Here is a 23,808-nt window from a genome sequence, read left to right as displayed (position 1 = left end):
GCTGGTCAGGCGGGTGGGGCCCGCGCTGGTGTTGGCGTTGGTTGCATCGCCGGCCAGGCAGCGGTGCCGCTGCCAAGCTGCACTGCGCCGAGGAACAGCGGCGTGGTGCCGTCGATGTAAGCGAGCAATGCATCGCCGGTCGCGGATGGGTTGAACTGTCCGGTCAGGCCAGTGACGCTGAACACCGTACCGATCGCCGCGTCGGCGGGAATAGCTACACTTGTTGTTCCCTCAGTGGTGGTAAAGGCTCCTGCGGCGGTCCAAGCCTCGGTCAGTGATGGTGATGGTCTGGCCGCGCAGGGACGGATCAAGCAGCACGAAGCTGAGCGTCTTGCCGCCGGGGGTTGCTGTATCTGCGCCGAAACGGATGAATGCAATGCTGCCTGGTCCTGGCATGATGGTATTTCCCTCAGTCTGGATGGAGAGTTGGTTAAAGAATGAAATCGCCTGCCTGCAGGTTGGTGACCCCGTTCACCCGGATGACGAAATCGGCAATGCCGTCGCCGTTGACGTCGCCCGAGACGAAACTCGCCCCGCCGACCACATCATAGCGTAGCTGGCCAGCCACATTGCCGAAGGCGGCGGTGCCGATGAAGCTGAAGGCGTCGGTCGGGTCGCCGCCGGCAATCGCGTCGATGACGCTGAGGTCAATGCGATCGCCCTGGGCACGGCTGAAATCGCCGATGATGTCAGCGGTGGCGCGGGTCGCGCCTGTCTCGGTGATCGCATCGTAGCCGAAGATGTCCGCACCGGTGCCGCCCCACATGGTGTCGACACCGCTCCCGCCAAACAGCCGATCCGCGCCGTCGCCGCCATAGAGCAGATCATTGCCATCCTGCCCTGCCAGAGAGTCATCACCGGCCTCGCCGAACAATCTGTCGAGGCCGAGGCCGCCGATGATCATGTCGCCTCCGCCGCGGCCATAGACGACATCGTTGCCGCCCAGCGCCTGGATCACATCCGCCGCTGCGCCACCGCTGATCTGGTTGTCCAGCCCGTTGGCGACGATGTTGGCACTGGTAAGCGGGTTGGCAAAGCGCACCGCGATAATCTCGATATCGCCGGCCGCCGTATAGTCGCCGCCTCCGTACAGCTCGACCGTGTCGTTTCCAGCACCGCCGTTGGCGACATCGCCGCTGTTGTCGCGGGAGAGGATATCATCTCCGTCGCCGCCGTTCATCGTGTCGGCACCGGTGCCGCCGATCAATCGGTCGTTGCCGTTGCCGCCGTCGAGCGTGTCATCGCCTGCTTCGCCACCGAGCGTGTCATTACCGTCGAGGCCGGATAGCGTGTCACCCTGCCCACCGCCGACGATGGCGTTGTCCCGGCCATTGCCCGTGCCGGAGAAGGCTCCCGAACCGGTGTATTCGAGATTTTCGACGTTGGCGGTCAGCGTGTAAGCGCCGAGCGCGGTTTCGACGCGGTCGGTGCCCTCATTGGCATTTTCGGTTACCACATCGCCGGCGCTGTCCACAACGATGACATCATCGCCTGCGCCGCCGTTGAACTGGTCTTCTCCGCCGCCGCCGAACAGCACGTCGTTGCCATCGAGACCGTTGATCGTGTCGTTGCCCACGGTGCCAGTCAGCGTTTCGGCGCCTGCCGTGCCGTTGATCGGCGCTGGCGGGATGAACAGACGGGTGACCAGCGCGTCATGGTCGGAGTTGATTTCCCCGAACAGCGTGTTGCGGTGAACGATATCGAACTGAGCGCCCGCCGACAGCGCGTTCGACACCAGGATGTGGTCGATCTGCTGGGCGTTGCCTTCGAACAGGTAGCTGAACCGTTCTTCCGGCGGCAGCAGGAAGGACAGATTGCTGAGCACCTGCGGACCGGCAGGCGCGATCGCTGCGGTGCCGTTCCAGTCATTCTGGCCGGTCAGGATGCGCAGCGGCTCCTCGTTCTGGAAATCGTTGAAGTCCCCTGCGACGACGATGTTGGCGTTGGCATTGCCGGTCAGGATGGAATCGACCAGCGCGTTGACCAGCGATGCCTGCCCCCCGCGCCGATCTTCGCCTTCGTTGGTCGAAGGCTGGATCGAGCCCAGCAGCGGACTCGATCCGCCCTTGGAGGTGAAATGGTTGCCGATGACGGTGACCGTCTGGCCGTTGAAGATGAAGTCGGCGGCCAGCGGCAGGCGCGACCCGAAGAAGGGGTTGGCGCTGTTGGTCGCCTGATCTGTAGGATCGGTCGCGGTGCGCAGGCTGCCGGCGACAAAGCTGACGGTATCCGTGCGATAGAGCATCGCCACGCGGATGTTGCCGCCGGGCTCCCCGCCGTTGCGGTCATCGGTTATGAACGGATTGTCGATCCAGCTGTACTGGACGCCGGAGACGGCAAAGATTGCATCGACCAGCATCTGCAGCGTCATGCTGGCGGAAACGACGCTGTCGTTGGTCGCGCCGTTATTGTCCTGGATTTCGTCGAGCACAACGATGCCAGGCGCGCCCAGCGCAAAGGCGATATCGTTGGCCAGCGCGGTGAAGCGCGCCGCGCCGTCGCCCGGATCTAGATTTTCGGCATTGTAACTGCCGATGGTCAGATGGGTCGAACTGCCCAGCAGCGTCGTGTTGTCGACCGTGTTGGTCGAGGCTTGCGCGACGGTCAGCGCGGTGGTCGCAATCACTTCATATTGGCCGGCATTGTAATTGACGATGCCCGTGACATCGTTGAGCCGTGCGCCGGGAGAGATGCCGGTGGGGAGGCCGCCGGGGGTGACCGTCGCGTCGACCTGCAGCTGGATGCGTTCCGGGTTGAAATCGCCGCCGATCGTGTTGTTGACGTTTATGCCGCCGCCCACCGCACCATCGATCACCAGCACGCCGAGGTTGGCGTTGAAGCCCGTGGCGTTGGTATCCACCCAGTCGCGCGTGGAGATGGCGTAGAATTCGTTGAAGGTGTTGGTGCCGCTGATCGAAATCGGGTCCTGCACGGTCACGCGCATGCCTTCCAGGCTTTCCCAGAAATCGAGACCATCGGTCGCCGGCTGGAAGCTGGTGAAATTGTCGTCTTCGATATTCGCCGACGGCGGAGACACGCCATCGGGGCCGATCAACACCGCCGTGGGCAGCGCATTGCCGCTGCTGAGCACCGCAATGGTCGGCGCGGTGATTTCGGTCAGCGTCAGGCGCTGGACATTGTTGCTCTGCAGGAACTCAGTGACCGTGCCGGTGACCTGCACATCCTGACCGACCGAGACCGTCGGTGCAGTCGAGGTGAACACGAACACACCATCGGAAGTGGCGCTGTTGCCATCGCCGATCGCGTCCTGAATGTAAAAGCCGTTGGAGTCGACGGCCGTGACGATGCCGCGCGTGACGACGCTCTGCCCTTCGAATGGAGAGCGGTGGCCTGCCCCCTGGATGTCGTAGATGCGGACGATCGAGACATCGTCGTTGGTGATCACGCCCTGACCCTGGCCGTCGGACACTGTCGCGCCAGTGACATTGGTCAGGTTGACGAAAAAGGTTTCATTGGCCTCGGTCGCCGTGTCGCCATTGACTGTCACGGTGAAGGTCTGAGTGAGTGCGCCACCCGACGCCATCGTGACCCCGGTCAATGCATTGGCAAGATAATCGCTGCCTGCCGTGGCGGTGCCATCCGCTGTCGCGATGTCGAATGTGACGTCCGTGCTGTTGTCGGAGCGCGTTACCGTGAAGGTGAATACAGTCGTGCCGCTGCTGCTTTCGACCGCTGTCACATCGTTAATCGACAGCGTCGGTTGGCCGCCACCACCGCCTCCACCGACTGTAAAGTTGCCGGGAGGTGAGACGCGTGCAGTGTTGCTTGTCGTCCAGTTGGCCTCGTTTGCAATATTCGCCAAAATTTCGCTCGCAGACCCGGTCAATGGCCCAGCATAAGCGGCATTGTCGAATGCAAAGGCGAGAGCGGTATCGCCATCGACCAATCCAGTCGGCACCGCCGACGTGTTTGCGTCATCGGCATTGGCTGCCCACGCCGCAGTGGGGCCAGCAAACTGGACAGCAAACAGCAAGGTGGGACTGGTTGAAGTGCCGGTGTAGGCAATTACTGAATCCCCCGACGCAGAGGGGTTGAATGCTGGATTACCGCCAGTCACCGTAACCGTGAACACCGTGCCAAGTGCAGCATCACTGGGAATAGTAAATGTAACTGTCCCTTCGCTTGATGATCGGAAACCACCAGTGGCAAGCCATCCCTGATCAGTAAAGTTGATCGTCTGTCCGCGCAGGGCCGTGTCCAGCAAAACAAACGATACTGTCTTCACTATGTTCGTTGTGCTCGCGTCCTGATCATCAGCATTAACTTCTACGATTGCAATCGAACCGGGACCGGGCATCGTCAACACTCCACTCATCGGCAACCACAAATGGTGGAAGCCGTCGAAAACAAAACGATAGGGGAACGATTCGTGCAGGCCCCCCGACCGTGCAACTGGCTATCGTCTAGTTTCGGCATATGACAATCCGGCGTCAAGACGGTACCGCCATGACGTCACCCGCGGCATGGCAAGGCATGCGGCGGACGGACCGGGTAAAGTGGCTTCGACCGTCGCGATCAGCGGCCGGGCGCGTTACCTTCCCGCTGGCGCAGCACCCGCGCCCGATCCGCGACATAAGCGCGAATCGCCTCGGCATCGGCGGGCGTGAGATAGCGGGCGAAGCTGCGCATGCCGCGATCCTGCAGGGCGCCGTCGATCAGCACATTCTTCCAGGCATCGGCGTTGGCAACGGTCGCGCGGCGGCGAAGATCCGGCAGCACGCCGGAGGAGATCGCGGCCGGGCCATGGCAGACCCCGCACGTCGATTCATACAACTGCCGCCCGCGCGCCACCTGTGCTGCGGAGAAGGTGTCGGTCACCTCGGTCGCCGGCGGGTTGGGTATCTGTTCGACCCGATAAGGGGCGTTGCCGCCGAGTTTGAACACCAGCAGCCGGCCGTTGGGCATCGGCCGCGGGTTGTCGACGAAGGACGAGGACAGCGGATAGGCACCGCCATAGCCGGCCATGACCGCGACATATTGGACCCCATCCACCGAATAGCTGATCGGCGGCGCGATGATGCCGGTGCCGGCTTCGAAGCTCCACAATTTGCGGCCGTCATCGGCGGCAAAGGCCTGGAACTGGCCGTGGGCATTGCCCTGGAAGACCAGATTTCCGTGGGTGGCCAGGACACCGCCGTTCCACGGGCCATCATATTGCACACGCCACACTTCGCGCTGGCGGATCGGGTCCCAGGCGCTCAGCTGGCCTTTGAGCAGCGCGCGGATGGCGCGGAACTGGGCCGGGTCGTCGGGCACGCCATTGGCCAGGAAATCGATGCCCGGGTTCCAGCCGCCGGGGCGACCGCGGAAATTGGGATCGTTGGCATAGGCAAAGGGCACTTCCTGCGCCGGCAAATAGACCAGGCTGGTGTCCGGGCTGTAGGCCATCGGGTGCCAGTTGTGCGCACCGAGCGCCGAGGGCAATGCCAGGAACGGGCCATCGGTGTAGCGCGCATTGGGTGCCTCGATCGGCCGCCCTGTCGCCATGTCGATGCCGGTCGCCCAGGTCGTCGGCACGAAATTCTCGGCCGAGATCAGCCGACCGTTGCTTCGGTCGATGACGTAGAAGAAGCCGTTCTTCGGCGCCTGCATCATCACCTTGCGAGGGCGTCCGTCGATGGTCAGGTCGGCAAGAATGATCGGCTGGGTCTGGGTGAAATCCCAGGTTTCGCCCGGCGTACCCTGATAATGCCACTTATACTCGCCGGTATCGGCGTCGAGCGCGACCACCGAGGAAATGAACAGATTGTCGCCCTGCCCCTGACTGCGGATCTTGTGGTTCCAGGGCGAGCCATTGCCGACGCCTATCAGGATCTGGTTGAATTCGCGGTCATAGACAATCGCGTCCCAGACGGTCCCGCCACCGCCGAACTCGCCCCAGTCGCCGTGCCACGTCGCGCGTGCGCGCTCAATGACGCTGTCCGATGCAGCACCATCCGCCGGTGCGCCGGGCGCGGGCGGGACGGTGTAGAAACGCCAGTCGAGATCGCCGGTATCGGCATCATAGGCGGAGACGTAGCCGCGCACGCCATATTCCGCGCCGCCGTTACCGATCAGCACCCGCCCCTTCACGATGCGCGGTGCGCCGGTGATGGTATAGGGCTTGGACTGGTCGACCGTCACCTTGGACCAGACCGGGCGGCCATTCGCGGCGTCGAGCGCGATCAGGCGGCCATCGATGGTGCCGAAGAAGACCTTGCCGTCATAGACCGCGACACCGCGATTGACGACGTCGCAGCAGGCATTGAACCCGGCTTGCCCGGGCACTTCGGGGTCATAGCTCCACAACTGCTCACCGGTGGTGGCGTTGAAGGCGAAAACCTTGCTCCACGCCGTCGTGGTGTAGAGTACCCCATCGACGACGATCGGCGTCGCTTCCTGCCCGCGATTGGTATCGAATTCGTGGGACCAGGCGAGACCCAATTGGCCGACATTGTCCGCGGTGATCTGGTTGAGACGGGAGAAGCGCTGCTCTTCATAGGTGCCGCCATGCGTCACCCAATCGTCGGGATTGTCGGCCGCAGCCAGCAGACGCGCTTCGTCCACCACCGGCGCACCATCGCCCACCGCTCCTCCGCATCCGGCCAGAGCCAGCATGGCGGACGACACCAACAGCAGCAATTTGCCCTTCATCGCTCTCTTCCCTCTTGCCCTGGACCGCCCTGTTGCCGGGTCGTGTCCGTGTTTAATGTAGCTCAATTCCCCGTCATTGCTTCGCTACGCTCGCAATGACCAAAGGGGCATCCTATCGCACAGCCCCACTCGCTCGCGCCGCCGAGATCTTCTCCGCATCGAACCCGATACCGGCGAGGATATCATCGCTGTGCGCGCCGACCTTGGGCGACGGCGTTGGTGTGTCCACCACCGTCTCCGAATAGCGAGGGGCAGGGGCAGGCTGAATGACCCCGCCGACGTCAATGAAGGTGCCGCGCGCAACATTGTGCGGGTGCTTGGGCGCTTCCTCGAGGCTGAGCACGGGGGCGAAGCAGACGTCGGTCATCTCCATCAACGCACACCATTCGTCGCGGGTCTTGGTCTTGAAAAGGCTCGTGAGCTTGTCCTTGAGCGCGCCCCATTGCGACTGGTCGTCCTGGGCGTCGAAGGCGGGATCGGCATCGAGGCCGGTGTGCTTCCTCAGCAGGGCGTAGAATTGCGGCTCGATCGAGCCGATCGAGATGAATTTGCCGTCGGCGCAGACATAAGTGTCGTAATAAGGGGCGCCGCCGTCGAGCCGGTTGACCCCGGCCTCATCCTCCCACACGCCCATCGCCTTGAAGCCCCAGGTCATCGCAGAAAGCACCGCCGAGCCGTCGGTCATTGCGCAGTCGATCACCTGACCCTTGCCGGTTGCCTTGGCCGACAGGATCGCGCTGACCATGCCGAACGCCAGCATCATGCCCCCGCCGCCGAAATCGCCGATGTAATTGACCGGCGGCACCGGCTTTTCACCGGCGCGGCCAACGGTGTGAAGCACGCCCGACAGGCTGATGTAATTGATGTCGTGCCCGGCCGCCTGCGCATAGGGGCCATATTGCCCCCAGCCGGTCATGCGGCCGTAGACGAGACGGGGATTGTCGCCGATCAGCACATCGGGGCCGAGGCCCAGCCGTTCCATCACGCCGGGGCGCAGCCCTTCGATGATGCCGTCGGCCGTCTTGCAAAGCTCCCGCGCGATGGCGACTGCCTCAGGATTCTTCATGTCGAGGCTGATCGACTTGCGGCTGCGGGTCAGCGGATCGGCGGGCAGCACCATGCCGCCGGGCCGATCGATGCGGATCACTTCCGCGCCATGGTCCGCCAGCATCATGCCGGCATAGGGGCCAGGGCCGATGCCGGCGAATTCGACGATGCGGATACCGTGTAATGGGCCGGGCATTCAGGCTAGTCCTTTTTCCAACGTCGTCATTGCCGCGAAGGCGGAGATGACGATGCAAACTCGAATGTCTGTTCCACAAGCCCCTTGGCGAGCACGACGAACTCGAGATCGTCGCGCCGCGGCTCGCCGAAGCGGGCGTCACCATAAGGAAAGGGCCGGGTCTCGCCGGTCGGCAGATAGCCATGGCGGCCATACCAGGCGATCAACTCGGTGCGCTGGCGGATGACGGTCATCTCTGCGGTGGCGAGTTGCCATTCGCTGGCGATCACCTCTTCCGCCGCGACGAGCAGCTGGCGCCCCAGTCCCCTGCCCTGACCGGTCGGTCGTACAGTGACGAGGCCGACATAGCCGCAGCCATCCCGCCGCTCGACGTTGACGCATGCCGCGATGCCATCCGCATCCTCGATCAGCAGCAGGCGTTGGTTGTCGTCGGCCAGCATGGCAGCGAGCATGGCCGCATCGATCCGCTGGCCGCCGAGCAGATCGGCTTCGCTGGTCCAGCCCGCGCGGCTGGCATCGCCGCGGTAGGCGCTCTCGATCAGCGCAAGCAGTGCCGCGCTGTCATCGATCGTCGCCGGCCGCAGCGCCATCAGCCGCGAAAGCCCGGCAGGCGCTTGTCGATAATCGCCTCGGCCTCGGCCATGATCCGGTCGATCAGCTCCTGGCAGGTCGGGATATCCCTGATCAGCCCGGCGACCATCCCGCAGCTCCACGCGCCGGCATCCATTGTGCCTTCCTGCATGATCCGCGGGTAAACGCCGGCCACTTCCTCGATGATGTCCTCGAACCTGATATCGGATCCGAGCGCCTTTTCCTTTTCGAGCAGCCGTTCGACCGCGGCATTGGTCAGCACGCGTTCGGTGTTGCGCAGGGGGCGCATGACAAGCCGCGTGTCGAGTTCGCTGGCCGCAACCAGCGCCGCCTTCACATTGTCATGCACCGGCGCTTCCTTGGTGGCGATGAAACGCGTGCCCATGTTCATGCCCTCCGCACCGAGCGCGAGCGCCGCAACCAGGCTGCGGCCGTCAGCCATACCGCCCGATGCGACGAAGGGGATGTCCAGCTCCTCCGCCGCACGCGGCAGCAGGATGAAATTGGGCACATCGTCCTCGCCCGGGTGCCCGCCGCATTCGAACCCGTCGACCGAGACGGCATCGCAGCCGATGGCCTGCGCCTTGAGGCTATGGCGCACCGAGGTGCATTTGTGGATGACCTTGATGCCCGCTTCCTTGAACGCGGGCAGCACGGCGACCGGATTGTTGCCGGCCGTCTCCACCGCCTTGACCCCGCCTTCGATGATGGCGCGGACATAGCCGGGATAGTCGGGCGCGTTGACGGTCGGCAGGAAGGTCAGGTTTACGCCGAACGGCTTGTCGGTCATTTCCCGGCAGCGGGCGATTTCCTTCGCAAGATCGTCGGGCGTGCGCTGGGTCAGGCCGGTGATGATGCCGAGGCCCCCGGCATTGGAAACCGCCGCCGCCATCTCTGCAAAGCCGACATAATGCATGCCGCCCTGAATGATCGGATGTTCGATGCCGAACAGCTCGGTAATGCGGGTCTTGATTGCCATTTTGTCTCTCCCCTCAGGCCGGGACGGATGCGTAATCGCGCGCCATCTCTGCCATGATGTCGTGGAACTCTGCGATGATGTCTTCGATGATCTGGCTGGCGGGTTTGACCGCATCGATCCGCCCGGCGACCTGCCCCGACAGCGCAATCGCGGCCTCCATGTCGCCACCGAAGTAGAGATCGAGCACCCCGCGCATCTCGCCCATGATATTCTCGCTGCCCTCGACATCGAGCCGTGTGGTGCGCTCGGTGCGCAGCGCGCGCAGCGCAGGCCCGGGGCCGTGGCGGTTGAGAAAGACGGTATCGGTCTCCTTGGCGTCGATGATCGCCTGCTTCCAGTTGTGGTGCACCGGCGATTCGGCGGCGCTGACCATGCGCGTGCCGAGTTGCACGCCCTCTGCCCCCAGCATGAACGCCGCCGCCATGGTCCGCCCGCAGGTGATGCCGCCCGCAGCGATGATCGGCACATCGACTTTCGAGCGGACCAGCGGCAGCAGCACCATCAGCGCGACGTCGCGCGGATTCTTGAAGCCGCCGCCCTCGCCACCCTCGACCACCAGCCCGTCGACGCCGGCATCGATAGCCTTGAGCGCGCCCGCCAGCGTCGGCACGACGTGGAAGACGGTGAGACCGGCGGCCTTCAGCGGGCCGCAATATTTGTTGGGATCGCCCGCGCTGGTGGTGACGAATTTGACGCCCTGATCGACGACGAATTGGACGATATCGGGATCGCGCACAAAGGCCTGGGCGATGTTCACGCCGAAGGGCTTGTCGGTGAGGGTGCGCATCTTCGCGATCTCGTCGCGCACCTCATGCAACTGGCCCGAGCTGGTTTCGATGATGCCCATGCCGCCGGCATTGGACACCGCCGAGGCCAGCTGCGAGCGGGCGATCCAGCCCATTGGGGCCTGCACGATCGGGTATTGGACCCCGAGCATGTCGGTAATGCGATTGCGCACAGCGCCTCTCCCACGCCTGTATCGTTGCGCCGACTGTGGTTTCCGTAAACGTAAACGTCAACAGTCAATCTGCGATAAGCGCAGGCTCAGCTATCCAGCGGTTGCCGTCGCACCAGCAGCAGCGCCAGCAGGCTGAGCAGGCAGGAGCCGACCAGATACCAGCCGACCCAGCCGAGTCCGCCCTCGTTCGCCAGCCATTGCGCGCCATAGGGGGCAACCGCTCCGCCGAATACACCAGCTGCGTTGAAGGCGATCGAGGTGCCGGTATAGCGCACGCGTGCCGGGAACAGGCTGGGCAACCAGCCACCGGCGGTGCCATAGCTCAGTCCCATGACGAACAGCAGCAGCGCCATCGCCGCGACCAGTTGCACAGGCACCCCCGACCCGAACAGGGGGACGAAGGCCAGTGCGGCTGGGACGCCGAGGATGCCGCCTGCCATCATCGCCGTCATCGGCCCGCGCTTGTCGGCCAGCCAACCTGCGACGAAAATGCCGGCAGCGAGCGCGAGGATAGCCAGCAATTGCATCTGCAACACCTCGCTGCGCCCCAGTCCCTGCACCGTGGTCGCGTGCCCCAGCGCGAAGGCGGTCGAGACGTAGAAGAGCACGAAAAAGGCAACGCTGGCGAAGGTACCGGCGAGCAGCGCACGACCATGATCGCGCACCGTTTCCCGCACCGGCGCCACAGGCGGCGGGCCCTTGGCGAGCATGGCCTGGAACTCCGGCGTCTCGCTGACCTTGAGCCGCACCCACAGGCCGGTAATGACCAGCGCGGCGCTGAACAGGAAGGGGATGCGCCACCCCCATGCGAAGAACTGCGCCTCGCTCATCATCGTGCCCAGCAACAGGAACAGGCCGTTGGCCATGATGAAGCCGACGGGTGCGCCCAATGGCGGCGCGATGCCATAGCGGTAGCGCCAGCCGTCGGGCGCATTCTCCACCGCCAGCAGGCTGGCCCCGCCCCATTCGCCGCCCAGACCGATGCCCTGCCCCAGCCGCAGCACGCAAAGCAGCGCGGGCGCGATCCATCCGGCCTGTGCGTAGGTGGGCAGGAAAGCGATCAGCAGCGTCGATAGCCCCATGATCATCAGCGAGGCGACGAGGGTTGATTTGCGCCCGACCTTGTCGCCGAAATGGCCGAAGATGATCCCGCCAACGGGGCGGGCGAGGAAGGCGATGCCCATTGTGGCGTAGGACGCAAGCAACTGTGCCGAGGGGGATTCGGACGGAAAGAACAGCGCCGGGAACACCAGAGCGGCAGCGGTGGCGTAGATGTAGAAATCGTAGAATTCGATTGCGGTGCCGGCGAGGCTCGCGCCTAGGATGCGGGCGTTGCCCTTGTGCTGCGTCATTTATCCCCCGTCACTGCGTCTGCAGCATTTCCCCCGTAATCGCATAGCCGCCGTTCAGCCAATCGATAACCTCGCGCGCTGCCGGATGGTCGATGGCCGCATAGCGCGTGGTCAGCTTGGCCTTGCGTTCATCGCTGAGCCGGTCGAGGCCGCTGTCGTTGAGGGTGAGAAGGTCGGCCTGCAGCATGACAGCGAGTTTTTCCCCCACCGCCGCAACCGCCGCCTCCATGAACGCTGCGCCATAGCGATATGCCTGACCCTGCGCATAGAGCATCGGCAACGTCAGGGCGGGGATGCAGCCGAGCAGCGGTTGCGACATGGGGTTGATGGCGTGGTGGTTGAGCATCGCGCCAGCCTCCACCGAGCGCCCGGTGAAAGCGCGCAGGTGCAGATATTGCGACATGCGCGGGCCATCATTGACCGGGTAATTGTCCCACAGCGCAGGTTTGCGGCCGAGCAGTTCGGCGATGTCTGCGAGATGACCGCAGGATATTTCGCGCGCGCACACCTCTTCCCCGGTCCAGTAGATCGCCACCGCCGGATCGATCAGCCGTCCGAGATCGGCGAGATAATTGTCCGGGCGCTGGCCGAAGACGCGGTCGAGGACGGGATCGTCGCTATAATAACTGGGGCAGAGGAAGAAGCGGGTGGCGCGGCTGTGATCAAGGACAAAGGCCATCACCTCGGCCTGCCGTGCGGCGAGGTCTGGGATGGCGCCGTCCATGTCGTCGAACAGGATGGCGCAGTCGTCGATGCCTGCGGCATCCAGCTCGGCGAGCTTGGCCTTGAGCGCGGCGCGCTCGTCTGAGCCGAAGCCGAATTGGACGCCGAAGGGGGTAAGGCCAACGCCGAAGCGCATGCCCGTGTCACGGCACTGGCCTGCGAAGCGCGCGAGCGGGGTTAGCCCGTCCGTGCCGAACGGCTCCTGCCAGCGCTTGCGCAACAGCGCTTCGGCCTTGGGGGCAAAATGGAAGAAGCGGTATCCGGCGGGGGTGAGGCGCGCGACGACTTCGGCGCGGGCCTTCCAGTCCCAGGCGCGCCCAAAATATCCTTCAATGATCCCGAGTTCGGGCATACGCTCGCCTAACTGCCGTAGCCCTGAGCCTGTCGAAGGGCGCTTATCGGTAAAGCGCCCTTCGACAGGCTCAGGGCTACGGGTTGGATTGCGAAGGTCATCGTTCAATAGAGCAGGTGCGGTGCGCGGGTATCGAGCCACGCTGCTTCATCAGGCTGGGCAAGCGCATCGAGATCGTCCGGCGTCGCTCCCGCATCATCCACCCACTCGCGCAGCAGCGGCGAGCCGTTGATGACGTCGATGGCGAGGACGTCCTCGGTATATTCATATTTGAAATCGGTGCCGCGCCACAGCGGATAGTCGGGATAGAGCAAACGGATCGCCTTGAAACCACTGGCCTGCACGCGCCACGGGCGGAAGATCGCATGGTCGTATGCGGGGCCCTCGGCATGGATGAAGACGCCGGAGCAGAGCTGGCCGACATGCTTGTGGAAGGTCGGCTGGAACCAGAAATCGCGGAGCGTACAGCCATCCAGCCAGTGCGGCGCAATGCGATGCATTTCGGCAATGACCGCACGCGCATCGATATCCGGCGCGCCGAACAGTTCGAGCGGGCGGGTGGTGCCCCTGCCCTCGCTCAACGTCGCACCCTCCAGCATCACCGTGCCGGCATAGGCGCGGGCCATGTTGACGTTGGCGGCGTTGGGGCTGGGGTTGATCCAGACGCGGTCGGCGGGCCAGCCGTGGCCGGGGGCTTCGTCCGGCCGCCAGTCTTCCATTGCAATGACGCGATAATCGACGTCGAGCTTGAAATGAACGATGAACCAGTGGCCCATCTCGCCCAGCGTCATGCCGTGGCGCATCGGCATGGGGCCAGCGCCAACGAAGCTTTCCCAGCCGGAGCGCAGGATCGTACCCTCTATGGGGCGACCGGCGGGGTTGGGCCGGTCGAGCACCCAGACGCTCTTGCCATGCTCTGCCGCCGCTTCGAGGACGTAGAGCAGCGTGGTGACGAACGTGTAGATGCGGCAGCCGACATCCTGCAGATCGACGAGCATGATATCGAAGGTCGACATCGACTGGCCGGTCGGGCGGCGCACCTCTCCGTACAGGCTGAAAACGGGGATATTGTAGATCGCATCGGTGAAGTCGGGTGACTCCATCATGTTGTCCTGCAGATCGCCGCGCACACCATGCTGCGGGCCGAACATCGCGGTGATGTTGACCCCCGCCGCGACCAGCGCGTCGAGACTGTGCGTCAGATCGGCAGTGACCGAGGCAGGGTGCGCGAGGAGGGCAACGCGCTTGCCCGCGAGCGGTGCGCGCAGGGCGGGGTCTGCGAGGAGGCGGTCGATACCGAAATGCGTCGTCATGCGGGCGGCGGTGCCTCAAGCGTTAGCGCAAAGCAATCGGGGTGGTGGAAATCGGGCGCGCCGGGGGGGTGGCGCAGGGCCCAGTATGATTTGGTGCCACCGGTTTCCTCGATTACGGCGGACAGGGCAACGCTGACAGGCCAATCATCCAGCTTTTGCATCTCCAGATAGGCAATCAGGCTCAGCCGCTCCGGCGTCCGTTCGACATGCGGATAGGGGGCGAGCCACGACTGCTGCATGCCTTCGCGGTAACCGTCGAACCGGTATGTCGCCCATTCGCTGGATGGCGACAGATTGATCTCGGTGTATGCGCCTGAATGATCGGCCAGAAATATCTCGAAACAGCTATGCTCCCACAGCCGGTCGGACCGCTGCTCCAAAGCGGGCGCGGGCATAACCAGCTTTGCCAGATCGCCGATGAGAACGAAATCGACCCGCATGACGTCGGAACCGATCCACATCAATTTCGTGGCGATGTCGATTTGGGCGGACCGGCAGTCCGGATGCCTTTGCAAGCCCCGCTTTGCGATAACCCTCCCCAACGCCCGCTCTCCATGCTAGGCGCGCCGCGCCATGACCAGCTTCCAATCCGATCTCCTCCGCCTCCTCTCCGAGCGCGGCTATATCCACCAGCAGACCGACGCCGCCGGGCTCGACGCGCTTGCGGCGAAAGAGATCATCCCAGGCTATATCGGCTTCGATGCCACGGCGCCATCGCTGCACGTGGGGAGCCTTGTGCAGATCATGCTGCTGCGGCGCTTGCAGCAGGCGGGGCACAAGCCGGTGGTGCTGATGGGCGGCGGGACGACGCGGATCGGCGATCCCACCGGGCGCGACGAGAGCCGCAAGATGCTGACCGACGCAGTGATCGAGGCCAATGTCGCGTCGATCCGTACGATTTTCGCGCGGTTGCTGACCTTCGGTGAAGGTCCGACCGATGCGGTGATGGTCAACAACCAGGATTGGCTTGGCAAGCTGGGCTATATCGAGCTGCTGCAGGAAGTGGGCACGCATTTCACCGTCAACCGCATGCTGACCTTCGATTCGGTGAAGCTCAGGCTCGAGCGCGAGCAGCCGATGACCTTCCTCGAGTTCAACTACATGATCCTGCAGGGCTATGATTTCCGCCACCTGTCGCGCGAAATGGGCGTGAAGCTGCAGATGGGCGGAAGCGACCAATGGGGCAATATCGTCAACGGTATCGAGCTGGGACGACGCATGGACGGGGCGGAGCTGTTCGGTGTCACCACCCCGCTGCTGACCACGGCAGCGGGCGCGAAGATGGGCAAGACGGCGGCGGGCGCGGTGTGGCTCAACGAGGATGCGCTGCCGGCCTTCGATTTCTGGCAATATTGGCGCAACACCGATGACCGCGATGTCGGCAAGTTCCTGCGCCTGTTCACCGATCTGCCGCTCGATGAAATCGCGCGGCTGGAGGCGTTGCAAGGCGCGGAGATCAACGAGGCGAAGAAGCGGCTCGCCGACGAGGTGACGCGGCTGTGCCGGGGCGAGCAGGCCGCAGTCGCCGCTGCCGATACAGCGCGGCAGACTTTCGAGCAGGGCAAGGCCGGTGGCGACCTGCCAACCGTCAGTGTCGGTCCGGACGGGATGGGCATATTGGCGGTGCTCAAGGAATTGGGCTTCACCGCATCCAACAATGAGGCGAAACGCAAGATCGCCGAGGGCGCGGTCAAGGTGGGCGGCGTCGCCGTCTCCGACCCGGCATTTCGCGTCCTGGTTTCAGGCGAAGCCGTGCCGGTGCAGCTTGGCGCCAAGCGACACGGGTTGGCCGTGGCCTGAGCGCAGTTCGCCGCAGCGTTAACTGTTTGTTACCGGCTGTGGCGCAGGGTGCTTGGCAGAGGATCGCTGCCACTATGCCACCGCTTACAACTGCAACCTATGCCGGAGTCGATCAGCGTCAGTCGCCGCGCACCGATGTGTATGCGCGGTTGCCGGTGACGCTGCCCGACGGCCGCACGGCGATGGTCACCGCGGTCAATATCTCTGCCGACGGGTTGCTGATGCGGCACGAGCACCGGCTCGAGGAAGGCAGCATGGTCACCATTTCAATGCCGGTGATCGGCAAGGTCAAGGCGCGCACCGTCTGGTCCCTCGGCGGTCGCAGCGGCGTCAATTTCGTCGAGCAGATCGAGATGCGGGACTATATTCCGCTGCTGCGCGCGCTCGGCGCGCACGTCGCCTAACCGCCGCGCAGCAGGGCCACGCCGGCGTCCCTTTCGAACAGGTAGAGGAGATTGCGGGCGGCGCTGCCGCGCGCACCATCGAGCCCGCCATCGCGCTCCAGCAGCAGCCGGGCATCGTCACGGGCAACCGGCAGCAGCCGCTCGGCCTGTTCGGGCGAGGCAATCGAAAAAGCAGCGTCTCCGGACTGGCGTGTGCCGAGCACCTCGCCCCCGCCGCGCAGGCGCAGATCCTCCTCGGCGATGCGGAACCCGTCGTTAGTCTCGCGCATCAGCGCCAGCCGCGCCCGTGCAGTCTCTCCGACCATGTTGGCGCGAATCAGCAGGCAGGTGGAGGCAGCCGTGCCGCGCCCGACCCGGCCGCGCAGCTGGTGGAGCTGGGCCAACCCGAATCGCTCGGCGCTCTCGATAATCATCAGGCTGGCTTCGGGCACGTCGACGCCGACTTCGATGACCGTGGTCGCGACGAGCAGGCTTTTGCGGCCGGCCTTGAAATCCTCCATCACCGCATCCCGCTCCGGCCCCTTCATCCGGCCATGGACCAGACCGACCGCATCGTCACCGAAGCGCAGCCGCAGCAATTGCGCGCGCTCCTCTGCCGCCGCGCTGTCGACTGCCTCATTCTCCTCGACCAGCGGGCAGACCCAATAGGCCCGCTGACCGCTCGCGAGGTGGCGGGCGAGGCCGTCGATGACCTGCGGCAGGCGTTCGGCCGCGACCACGCGCGTGTCGATCGGGGTGCGGCCCGGCGGCAGCTCATCGAGCCGACTTTCATCCATCTCGCCATAGGCCGCCAGCGTCAGCGTGCGCGGGATGGGCGTCGCGGTCATCGCCAGCACATGCGGCGGCGTGCGGCCCTTCTGCGCCAGCATCAGCCGCTGAGCGACGCCGAACTTGTGCTGTTCATCGACAACGATCAGCCCGAGATCGCGGTAGCCGACCGCCTCCTGAAAAATGGCATGGGTGCCCACCAATATGTGGATGCTGCCGTCGGCAAGCCCCATCAATGTCGCCTCACGCGCCCTGCCCTTGTCGCGCCCGGTCAACAGGCCGATCTCCACCGGCAGCCCCGTCAGCATGCGCCGCAGCGTCTCGAAATGCTGGCGGGCGAGAATCTCGGTAGGCGCGAGGAATGCCCCTTGCGCGCCGGCTTCGACCGCCGCGAGCAGCGCCATCAGCGCCACCAGCGTCTTGCCTGAGCCGACATCGCCCTGCAGCAGACGCAGCATTGGCGCCGCTTGCGCCAGGTCGCCATCGATTTCGGCAATGGCGCGGCGTTGCGCCGCGGTCGGCGCGAACGGCAGGTTGAGCATTGCGCGCAAACGCCCGTCGCCGGTGATCGCCCTGCCTCGTCGCGCGCGGGTGGAAGCGCGCACCAGCAGCAGCGCGAGCTGGTTGGCGAGAAGTTCGTCATAGGCAAGGCGATCGCGGGCAATACGGTCCTGCGGGTCGGCGTGGGCGCGGGCGAGCGCGGCGCGCCAGTCAGGCCACATCTCGCGCGCCAGCAAACCGGTGTCGATCCATTCGCCAAGATCGGCTGCAGCCGCCTGTGCATCGGCCGCGAGCGCGGCCATCCGGCCGTTGGACAGTCCCTCGGTCAGCGGATAGACCGCTTCTCGCACGCGGATATTGTCCGCCTGCGCCGGTTCCACCACCGCGTCGGGACGGACGATCTGCAGCATGTCGCCGTAGCGGTCCAGCCGGCCGGCGACGATCCGGGGCTCACCCAGCGGAAAGGCCTTGCGCGCCATGCCCTGCGCGCGGCCGAAATAGACGATGGCGACGTGATTGCCTGCGGGATCGAAGGCATCGACCCGAAAAGGAGCCTTGGGACTGCTGCCGGATTTGTACCCCTGCGCAGTCAGCGGGACGATGACCCCTTGCCCAACCACTGCATCGTCCAGATTGGTAACCCGCAACCGGTCGATCCGCCCGGTCGGCAGATGAAACAGGGCGTCCTTGACGCGGCTGATGCCAAGCCGCTCCAGGCAGCGCACCATCTGTGGCCCGACGCCTTTGCGCGAACCGATTTCGGCGAACAGGGAGTTGAGAATAATCGGACGCATGGCTATCTGGCCCGCAGCATAGGAAAAGCGGCGCGGGTGCGCCAGCACGGCGAGTGGCGGAAAGCCAGCTCGCCTGTCGGTGTTTTGGAACTCGGCTTCCGTTTCCCTTTTCCGACCACGCTGAACTTGGACAATCGCGCCCTTATTTTTTGGCTGCAGCAAACATGAACGGCACTTCGACAAGCTCAGAAAAGTCGGATTTTGTGAGAGGGTGATTTGTGGATCGGGAAACGAGACTGAAGGCCCTGCGTTATCGGGCGTGGCATCGTGGCACGCGGGAGGCGGACTATATGGTCGGCGGCTTTTTCGATGCGCATCATGCGGGGTGGGACGATGCGGCGATCGGCTGGTTCGAAATGCTCATGGCGGAGCAGGACGTCGACATCATGAGCTGGGCCTTCGGACGCACCGAGCCGCCCCAGCATCTGGCCGGACCTATGGTCGAGGCGCTGCGGCGGCTGGATTATATCGAGATGCCGGGGTGAGTCCCGCATTCGTAATTCTCGCGAAGGCGGGGATCCGACACCCGCACTAGCGGACCGAAACGTCATCGGCTGGATTGGCGAAGGCCGTTTACGACTCCCCGCCTGCGCGGGAATGACCAAGGAAATCGAATTGCCTCCCCTCTCTCGCCTGCTCTCATCCACGGTCCCCCTGACGCTCGCCCGCGTCGCCAGCGGCTTTGCGCCCTTGCTCGCTGCCGATCTGGCGCGCGCCGCCGCGCATGGCGCGCAGGGCCGGGTGCTGTGGATCGCTGCCGATGGCGCCGCGATGCAGTCGATGGTGGAAAGCGCCGCCTGGTTCGCACCCGAGCTGGAAGTGATCGCTTTTCCGGCGTGGGACTGCCTGCCCTATGACCGGGCCGGGCCATCGCTGCGCGCCTCGTCCGAGCGGATGGCGGCGCTTGCCAGGCTGCAGGCACCACGCGGCGGCAAGCCGCAACTGATCGTCACCACCGCCAACGCCATCACCCAGCGGACGCTGACACCATTCCGCGTCCGCCAGCTTTCTGCCCGCCTTACCCCCGGTGGGCGCATGGACCGCGATCGCCTGGCCGAGCTGCTGTCGTCCAACGGCTATTCGCGCGTCGATACGGTCCGCGATCATGGCGAGTTCGCGGTGCGCGGCAGCATTGTCGATCTGTTCCCGGCCGGCGAGGAGCTGGGGTACCGGCTCGACTTCTTCGGCGACGAGATCGAAACGCTGCGCCGGTTCGATCCCAATGACCAGCGCTCCAGCGTCAACGCCGCCGAGCTGCTGCTGCTGCCCGCAGCCGAAGCTCTGCTCGACGAGGGCAGCATCAAGCGTTTCCGCACCGGCTATCGCGATCTGTTCGGCCAGACCGCGACCGGCGATCCGCTGTATCAGGCAATTTCCGAGGGGCGGCGGCAGGCCGGCATGGACCACTGGCTGCCGCTGTTCGAAGAAAAGCTCAGCACCCTGTTCGAGCATCTGGGGGACGCGCCGCTGCTGGTGCGCGATAATGGCAGCGTCGCCGCCGTGGCCGAGCGGTTCGAGGCTATTGCCGATTATCACGCCAATCGCATCGAAGCGGCCAGGACCAGCCCCGGCAGCTACCGCCCGCTCGAGCCGAACGCGCTCTACCTGACCGCCGCCGAGTGGGATCGCGCGATCAGGCATCAGCCGATCCACCTCGCCACCCCGTTCGACGAACCCGCGAGCGATGCGGTGCTCGATTTCGGCACGGTCAACGCCCGCGATTTCGCACCGGAACGCGCCGCCAATGCCAATGTCTACGACGCGCTGGTCGAACATCTGGCGAAGGAGCGCGCGGCGGGCCGCAAGACCATCCTCGCCAGCTATTCGGAAGGCTCGCGCGACCGTCTGGTCGGGCTTGCGCGGGAACATGGCGCACTGTCCATCGTGCTCGCCGACAGTTGGCAGGAGGCACTGGGCCGCGCGGACCGGGAGACCGCCGTCGCCGTCATCGTTCCCGTCGAGCACGGCTTTGCCAGCGACGCCCTGTCGCTGATCGCGGAGCAGGACGTACTCGGCGACCGGTTGGTCCGCCGCCAACGGCGCAAGAAGAGCGCCGACGCTTTTCTTGCCGAAATGGCGACGCTCTCCGTCGGCGATCATGTCGTCCACCGTGACCACGGTATCGGCCGGTACGAAGGGCTGACGTCGATACCGGTCGGCGCAAGCCCGCATGACTGCGTGTGGCTGACCTATGCGGGCGGCGACAAGCTGTTCGTGCCGGTCGAAAATCTGGACGTGCTGTCACGCTACGGCGGCGACAGCGAGGGCGTAAGCCTCGACAAGCTGGGCGGCGAGGCGTGGCAGCGCCGCAAGGCGCGGATGAAGGACCGCATCCGCGAAATTGCCGGAGAACTGCTGGCGACCGCTGCACTGCGCGCCCTGCGTCCGGCGGACATCGCCAATGTCGACGCAACCTATCCTGAATTCGTCGACCGCTTTCCCTATGCCGAAACCGACGATCAGGATCGCGCCATCGGCGATGTGCTGGCGGATCTGGCAGCCGGCAAGCCGATGGACCGGCTGGTCTGCGGCGATGTCGGTTTCGGCAAGACCGAAGTGGCCCTGCGCGGTGCCTTCGTCGCGGCAATGGCCGGCATGCAAGTCGCCGTGGTCTGCCCCACGACACTGCTCGCACGCCAGCATTTCAGCAACTTTGCCGAGCGCTTCAAGGGGTTCGGCCTCAACGTCGGCCGCCTCTCCCGCCTGGTGCCGGCTGCAGAAGCCAAGGCGACCAAGGAGGGCTTGGCCGACGGCAGCATCGACATCGTCATCGGTACGCACGCGATCCTGGCCAAGGGAATCGAGTTCAAGCGCCTCGGCCTCGTCATCGTCGATGAGGAACAGCGCTTCGGCGTCGTGCACAAGGAACGGCTGAAGGGACTCAAGACCGACGTCCATGTGCTCACCCTTACCGCCACCCCGATCCCGCGCACGCTGCAGATGGCGATGTCTGGCCTGCGCGAACTGAGCGTGATCAAGACGCCGCCGGTCGACCGCCTTGCCGTCCGCTCCTATGTCATGCCGTGGGATCCGGTGGTGCTGCGCGAGGCCTTGCTGCGCGAGCATCATCGCGGCGGGCAGAGCTTTTTCGTCACGCCGCGCATCGCCGATCTGCCGGACATCGAGGAATTCCTCAGGAAATCGGTGCCCGAGGTCAAATATGTCGTCGCGCACGGCCAGATGGCGGCGGGCGAGGTCGAGGAGCGGATGAGCGCTTTCTATGACCGGCGCTACGACGTGCTGGTCTCGACCACAATCGTCGAGAGCGGCCTCGACATCCCCAATGCGAACACGCTGATCATCCACCGTGCCGATCGTTTCGGCCTTGCCCAGCTCTATCAGCTGCGCGGCCGCGTCGGGCGCGGCAAAGCGCGGGCCTATGCCTATCTGACCACGCCGGCCGACCGGATCATGACCGAGACGGCGGAGAAACGGCTGAAGATCCTGCTCGATCTCGACTCGTTGGGTGCGGGCTTCCAGCTCGCCAGCCATGATCTCGACATTCGCGGCGCCGGCAATCTCGTCGGTGACGAACAGTCGGGGCATATCCGCGAGGTCGGATTTGAACTGTACCAGTCGATGCTGGAAGAGGCGATTCTGGTCGCGCGGGCCGAAGGCTCCGGGCTGGCGGCACCGAAGGAAAAATTCTCGCCTGTTATCACAATCGACGCGCCGATCCTGCTGCCAGAGGACTATATCCCCGACCTGCCCGTCCGCATGGGCCTCTATCGCCGCCTCAACGAGCTCGACAGTCGCGACGAGATCGAGGCGTTTGCGGCAGAGATGATCGACCGCTTCGGCCCGCTGCCGGAGGCGACCAAGAATCTGCTGGTGCTGATGGAGATCAAGCTCAACGCCACGGTCGCCCGCATTGCCAAGCTCGACGTCGGGCCAAAGGGCGCGCTGGTCGCCTTCCATGGCGATGCGCCGCCCAATGTCCCGGCATTGCTCGCCTATGTCGAGAAGCTACAGGGCACCGCCAAATTGCGACCGGACAGTAAAGTCGCCATTACCCGGGCATGGCCGACGCCGCAGGCGCGGCTCAACGGCGCGCTGCAATTGTCGAAGGGCTTGGCCAAGGTGGCCGGCTGATCGGTGGTTCAACCCTGGGCGAAGGCGACGAAAGCCTCGTCGGGAAGCGCGGGCGAGCGCAGATAGCCCTGATACCAGCGGCAGCCCATGGCGCTAAATGCGGCCCGCTGCCCTTCGGTTTCGACGCCTTCCGCGAGCACACCAAGGCCGAGCGCGCGGGCGATGTCGATGACGCCGCGCAGCACTGTCTGCTCACGCACGCCGCCAGCCGCGTCGCGGGCAAAGCCGCTGTCGATCTTGATGTAATCGACCGGCAACTGCCTGAGCCATGCCAGACTGGAATAGCCGGTGCCGAAATCGTCGAGCGCGCTGTGCATCCCGCCAGCACGCAGACGGGCGAGCGAGGCAGCGGCAACGTCCAGCCGTTCGATCACCGCGGATTCGGTGACTTCGACGGTCAGCCGCTCGGGTGCGACATTGGCCCGGGCTGCCATTGCCAGCAGTTCCTCGGCCAGTCCGGGATCGGCGAGGTCGGCAGCGGTCAGATTGAGCGCGATCCTGAGCCCGGCCATAGGCGCGGGCCACGCCGCGATGCTGGCCAGCGCCTGCTCCCAGACCGTCCGGCTAAGCTTGCGTTCGAGCCCGGCGGCGGCGGCGGCCGTGAACAACAGCGCGCCGCCTATCTCCCCGAGACGTGGGTGATGCCACCTGACCAGCGCCTCCGCGCCGATCAGCCGATCGTCGGCCATCGCGAACTGGGGCTGGAACAACACCTTGATGCCGATACCGGCCACCGCCGATTCCACGTCGATGGCGCGGACCAGCGCTGGCGGGGCCGCGAGGCGGCGGGCGATGAGACTGACCGCTTCTGCAGCATTGCCAGTTGCCGGCAGCGTGCCGACCGCAATGCGCAGACCGAGCAGGTCCGCTGCCGTGCCCGAGAGCGAATCGCCAATCGCCCCGGCGAGGCCACGCATCTCCACTCGCAGCCGCTCGACCGCGGTCCGCGTGGGCGGCACCAGCCCGAAACGTGCGCCCGAAACCCGCGCGACGACGGCGGACGGGCCGAACTCGTCGCGCGCCAGTCGCGCGAACTTGCGCGACAGGTCGCACAGCAGCCGATCCCCAGCCCCCTGCCCCTCGAAATCATTGAACCGGGAAAGGCCGTGGACCTCGATCAGCCCGATACCCGTCGGCGCGTCTCCTTGTCCCATGCGTTGGGCAACCACGGCCTGAAACGCCGCTGCATCGGGCAAGCCCGTCAGCGGATCGACGCCCGGCATGGCCGCAGGCCGCGCCGGGGAATCGATAGGCAGGTCGACAGGATCGCTGGACATCCCGCCT

General features: G+C 65.0%; 18 protein-coding genes. 5 read left to right on the top strand and 13 right to left on the bottom strand.

Annotated features, from left to right (window positions below):
* Window positions 1-5 precede the first annotated feature (5 nt).
* On the bottom strand, window positions 6-185 hold the full coding sequence (locus AC0QC4_RS07745; RefSeq protein ID WP_483659182.1) for a hypothetical protein: 180 nt from the start codon (window positions 183-185) through the stop codon (window positions 6-8).
* Between AC0QC4_RS07745 and AC0QC4_RS07740 the strand changes: the two genes are divergently transcribed.
* Window positions 172-441 carry a hypothetical protein gene (locus AC0QC4_RS07740; RefSeq protein ID WP_483659180.1) on the top strand — a complete coding sequence of 90 codons (270 nt, stop codon included), beginning with the start codon at window positions 172-174 and terminating at the stop codon, window positions 439-441. The genes AC0QC4_RS07745 and AC0QC4_RS07740 overlap by 14 nt on opposite strands.
* On the opposite strand, the gene AC0QC4_RS07735 is transcribed toward AC0QC4_RS07740, so the two are convergent.
* From AC0QC4_RS07735 to AC0QC4_RS07690, 10 genes are all read right to left on the bottom strand, one after another.
* Window positions 431-3,994: a Calx-beta domain-containing protein gene (locus tag AC0QC4_RS07735; protein ID WP_483659178.1), complete on the bottom strand. Its 3,564-nt coding sequence runs from the start codon at window positions 3,992-3,994 to the stop codon at window positions 431-433. The genes AC0QC4_RS07740 and AC0QC4_RS07735 overlap by 11 nt on opposite strands.
* A 542-nt stretch (window positions 3,995-4,536) precedes the next feature.
* Complete coding sequence (locus AC0QC4_RS07730) at window positions 4,537-6,654, bottom strand: PQQ-dependent dehydrogenase, methanol/ethanol family (protein ID WP_483659176.1); 2,118 nt, start codon at window positions 6,652-6,654, stop codon at window positions 4,537-4,539.
* Window positions 6,655-6,766: 112 nt separating this feature from the next.
* Complete coding sequence (locus tag AC0QC4_RS07725) at window positions 6,767-7,897, bottom strand: CaiB/BaiF CoA transferase family protein (RefSeq protein WP_483659174.1); 1,131 nt, start codon at window positions 7,895-7,897, stop codon at window positions 6,767-6,769.
* A 26-nt stretch (window positions 7,898-7,923) separates the two neighbouring features.
* Entirely contained in the window at window positions 7,924-8,487 is a 564-nt protein-coding gene (locus tag AC0QC4_RS07720) for a GNAT family N-acetyltransferase (RefSeq protein ID WP_483659172.1), read from the bottom strand.
* Window positions 8,487-9,461, bottom strand: a complete 975-nt coding sequence (locus tag AC0QC4_RS07715; RefSeq protein WP_483659358.1) for an NAD(P)H-dependent flavin oxidoreductase — start codon at window positions 9,459-9,461, stop codon at window positions 8,487-8,489. The genes AC0QC4_RS07720 and AC0QC4_RS07715 overlap by 1 nt, the downstream gene beginning before the upstream one ends.
* A gap of 19 nt (window positions 9,462-9,480) precedes the next feature.
* Window positions 9,481-10,425 (bottom strand): NAD(P)H-dependent flavin oxidoreductase, encoded by a 945-nt coding sequence (locus tag AC0QC4_RS07710; RefSeq protein WP_483659170.1) that lies wholly within the window; start codon window positions 10,423-10,425, stop codon window positions 9,481-9,483.
* An 86-nt stretch (window positions 10,426-10,511) separates the two neighbouring features.
* A complete protein-coding gene (locus AC0QC4_RS07705) occupies window positions 10,512-11,777 on the bottom strand; it encodes an MFS transporter (RefSeq protein WP_483659168.1) in 1,266 nt (421 codons plus the stop codon).
* A gap of 10 nt (window positions 11,778-11,787) precedes the next feature.
* On the bottom strand, window positions 11,788-12,852 hold the full coding sequence (locus tag AC0QC4_RS07700) for a beta-N-acetylglucosaminidase domain-containing protein (protein WP_483659166.1): 1,065 nt from the start codon (window positions 12,850-12,852) through the stop codon (window positions 11,788-11,790).
* A 104-nt stretch (window positions 12,853-12,956) separates the two neighbouring features.
* Entirely contained in the window at window positions 12,957-14,165 is a 1,209-nt protein-coding gene (locus AC0QC4_RS07695) for an exo-beta-N-acetylmuramidase NamZ family protein (RefSeq protein ID WP_483659164.1), read from the bottom strand.
* Window positions 14,162-14,626, bottom strand: coding sequence for a DOMON-like domain-containing protein (locus AC0QC4_RS07690; protein ID WP_483659162.1), 465 nt, complete (start codon window positions 14,624-14,626; stop codon window positions 14,162-14,164). The genes AC0QC4_RS07695 and AC0QC4_RS07690 overlap by 4 nt, the downstream gene beginning before the upstream one ends.
* 112 nt (window positions 14,627-14,738) lie before the next feature.
* Here AC0QC4_RS07690 and tyrS point away from each other — a divergent pair, with 112 nt between their 5' ends.
* Both tyrS and AC0QC4_RS07680 read left to right on the top strand, forming a co-directional pair.
* Window positions 14,739-15,965, top strand: coding sequence for a tyrosine--tRNA ligase (gene tyrS / locus AC0QC4_RS07685; protein ID WP_483659160.1), 1,227 nt, complete (start codon window positions 14,739-14,741; stop codon window positions 15,963-15,965).
* A gap of 74 nt (window positions 15,966-16,039) precedes the next feature.
* Complete coding sequence (locus AC0QC4_RS07680) at window positions 16,040-16,369, top strand: PilZ domain-containing protein (protein WP_483659158.1); 330 nt, start codon at window positions 16,040-16,042, stop codon at window positions 16,367-16,369.
* Here the strand turns inward: AC0QC4_RS07680 and recG are convergent.
* Complete coding sequence (gene recG / locus AC0QC4_RS07675) at window positions 16,366-18,432, bottom strand: ATP-dependent DNA helicase RecG (protein WP_483659156.1); 2,067 nt, start codon at window positions 18,430-18,432, stop codon at window positions 16,366-16,368. The two genes, AC0QC4_RS07680 and recG, sit on opposite strands and share 4 nt — an antisense overlap.
* 218 nt (window positions 18,433-18,650) lie before the next feature.
* Here recG and AC0QC4_RS07670 point away from each other — a divergent pair, with 218 nt between their 5' ends.
* Both AC0QC4_RS07670 and mfd read left to right on the top strand, forming a co-directional pair.
* Window positions 18,651-18,917, top strand: coding sequence for an FAD assembly factor SdhE (locus AC0QC4_RS07670; RefSeq protein WP_483659154.1), 267 nt, complete (start codon window positions 18,651-18,653; stop codon window positions 18,915-18,917).
* Between the two features lie 112 nt (window positions 18,918-19,029).
* The gene (gene mfd / locus AC0QC4_RS07665; protein WP_483659153.1) at window positions 19,030-22,524 is read left to right on the top strand and encodes a transcription-repair coupling factor; all 3,495 of its coding nucleotides are present in this window, start codon (window positions 19,030-19,032) and stop codon (window positions 22,522-22,524) included.
* Window positions 22,525-22,532: 8 nt separating this feature from the next.
* Here the strand turns inward: mfd and AC0QC4_RS07660 are convergent, their stop codons facing one another.
* A complete protein-coding gene (locus tag AC0QC4_RS07660) occupies window positions 22,533-23,801 on the bottom strand; it encodes a GGDEF domain-containing phosphodiesterase (protein WP_483659152.1) in 1,269 nt (422 codons plus the stop codon).
* Between the last annotated feature and the right edge of the window lie 7 nt (window positions 23,802-23,808).

Source organism: Sphingomonas sp. jy18 (genome assembly GCF_056931895.1).
Note: the sequence above shows the minus strand (reverse complement) of the source record. Positions and strands in the feature narration are given on the sequence as shown.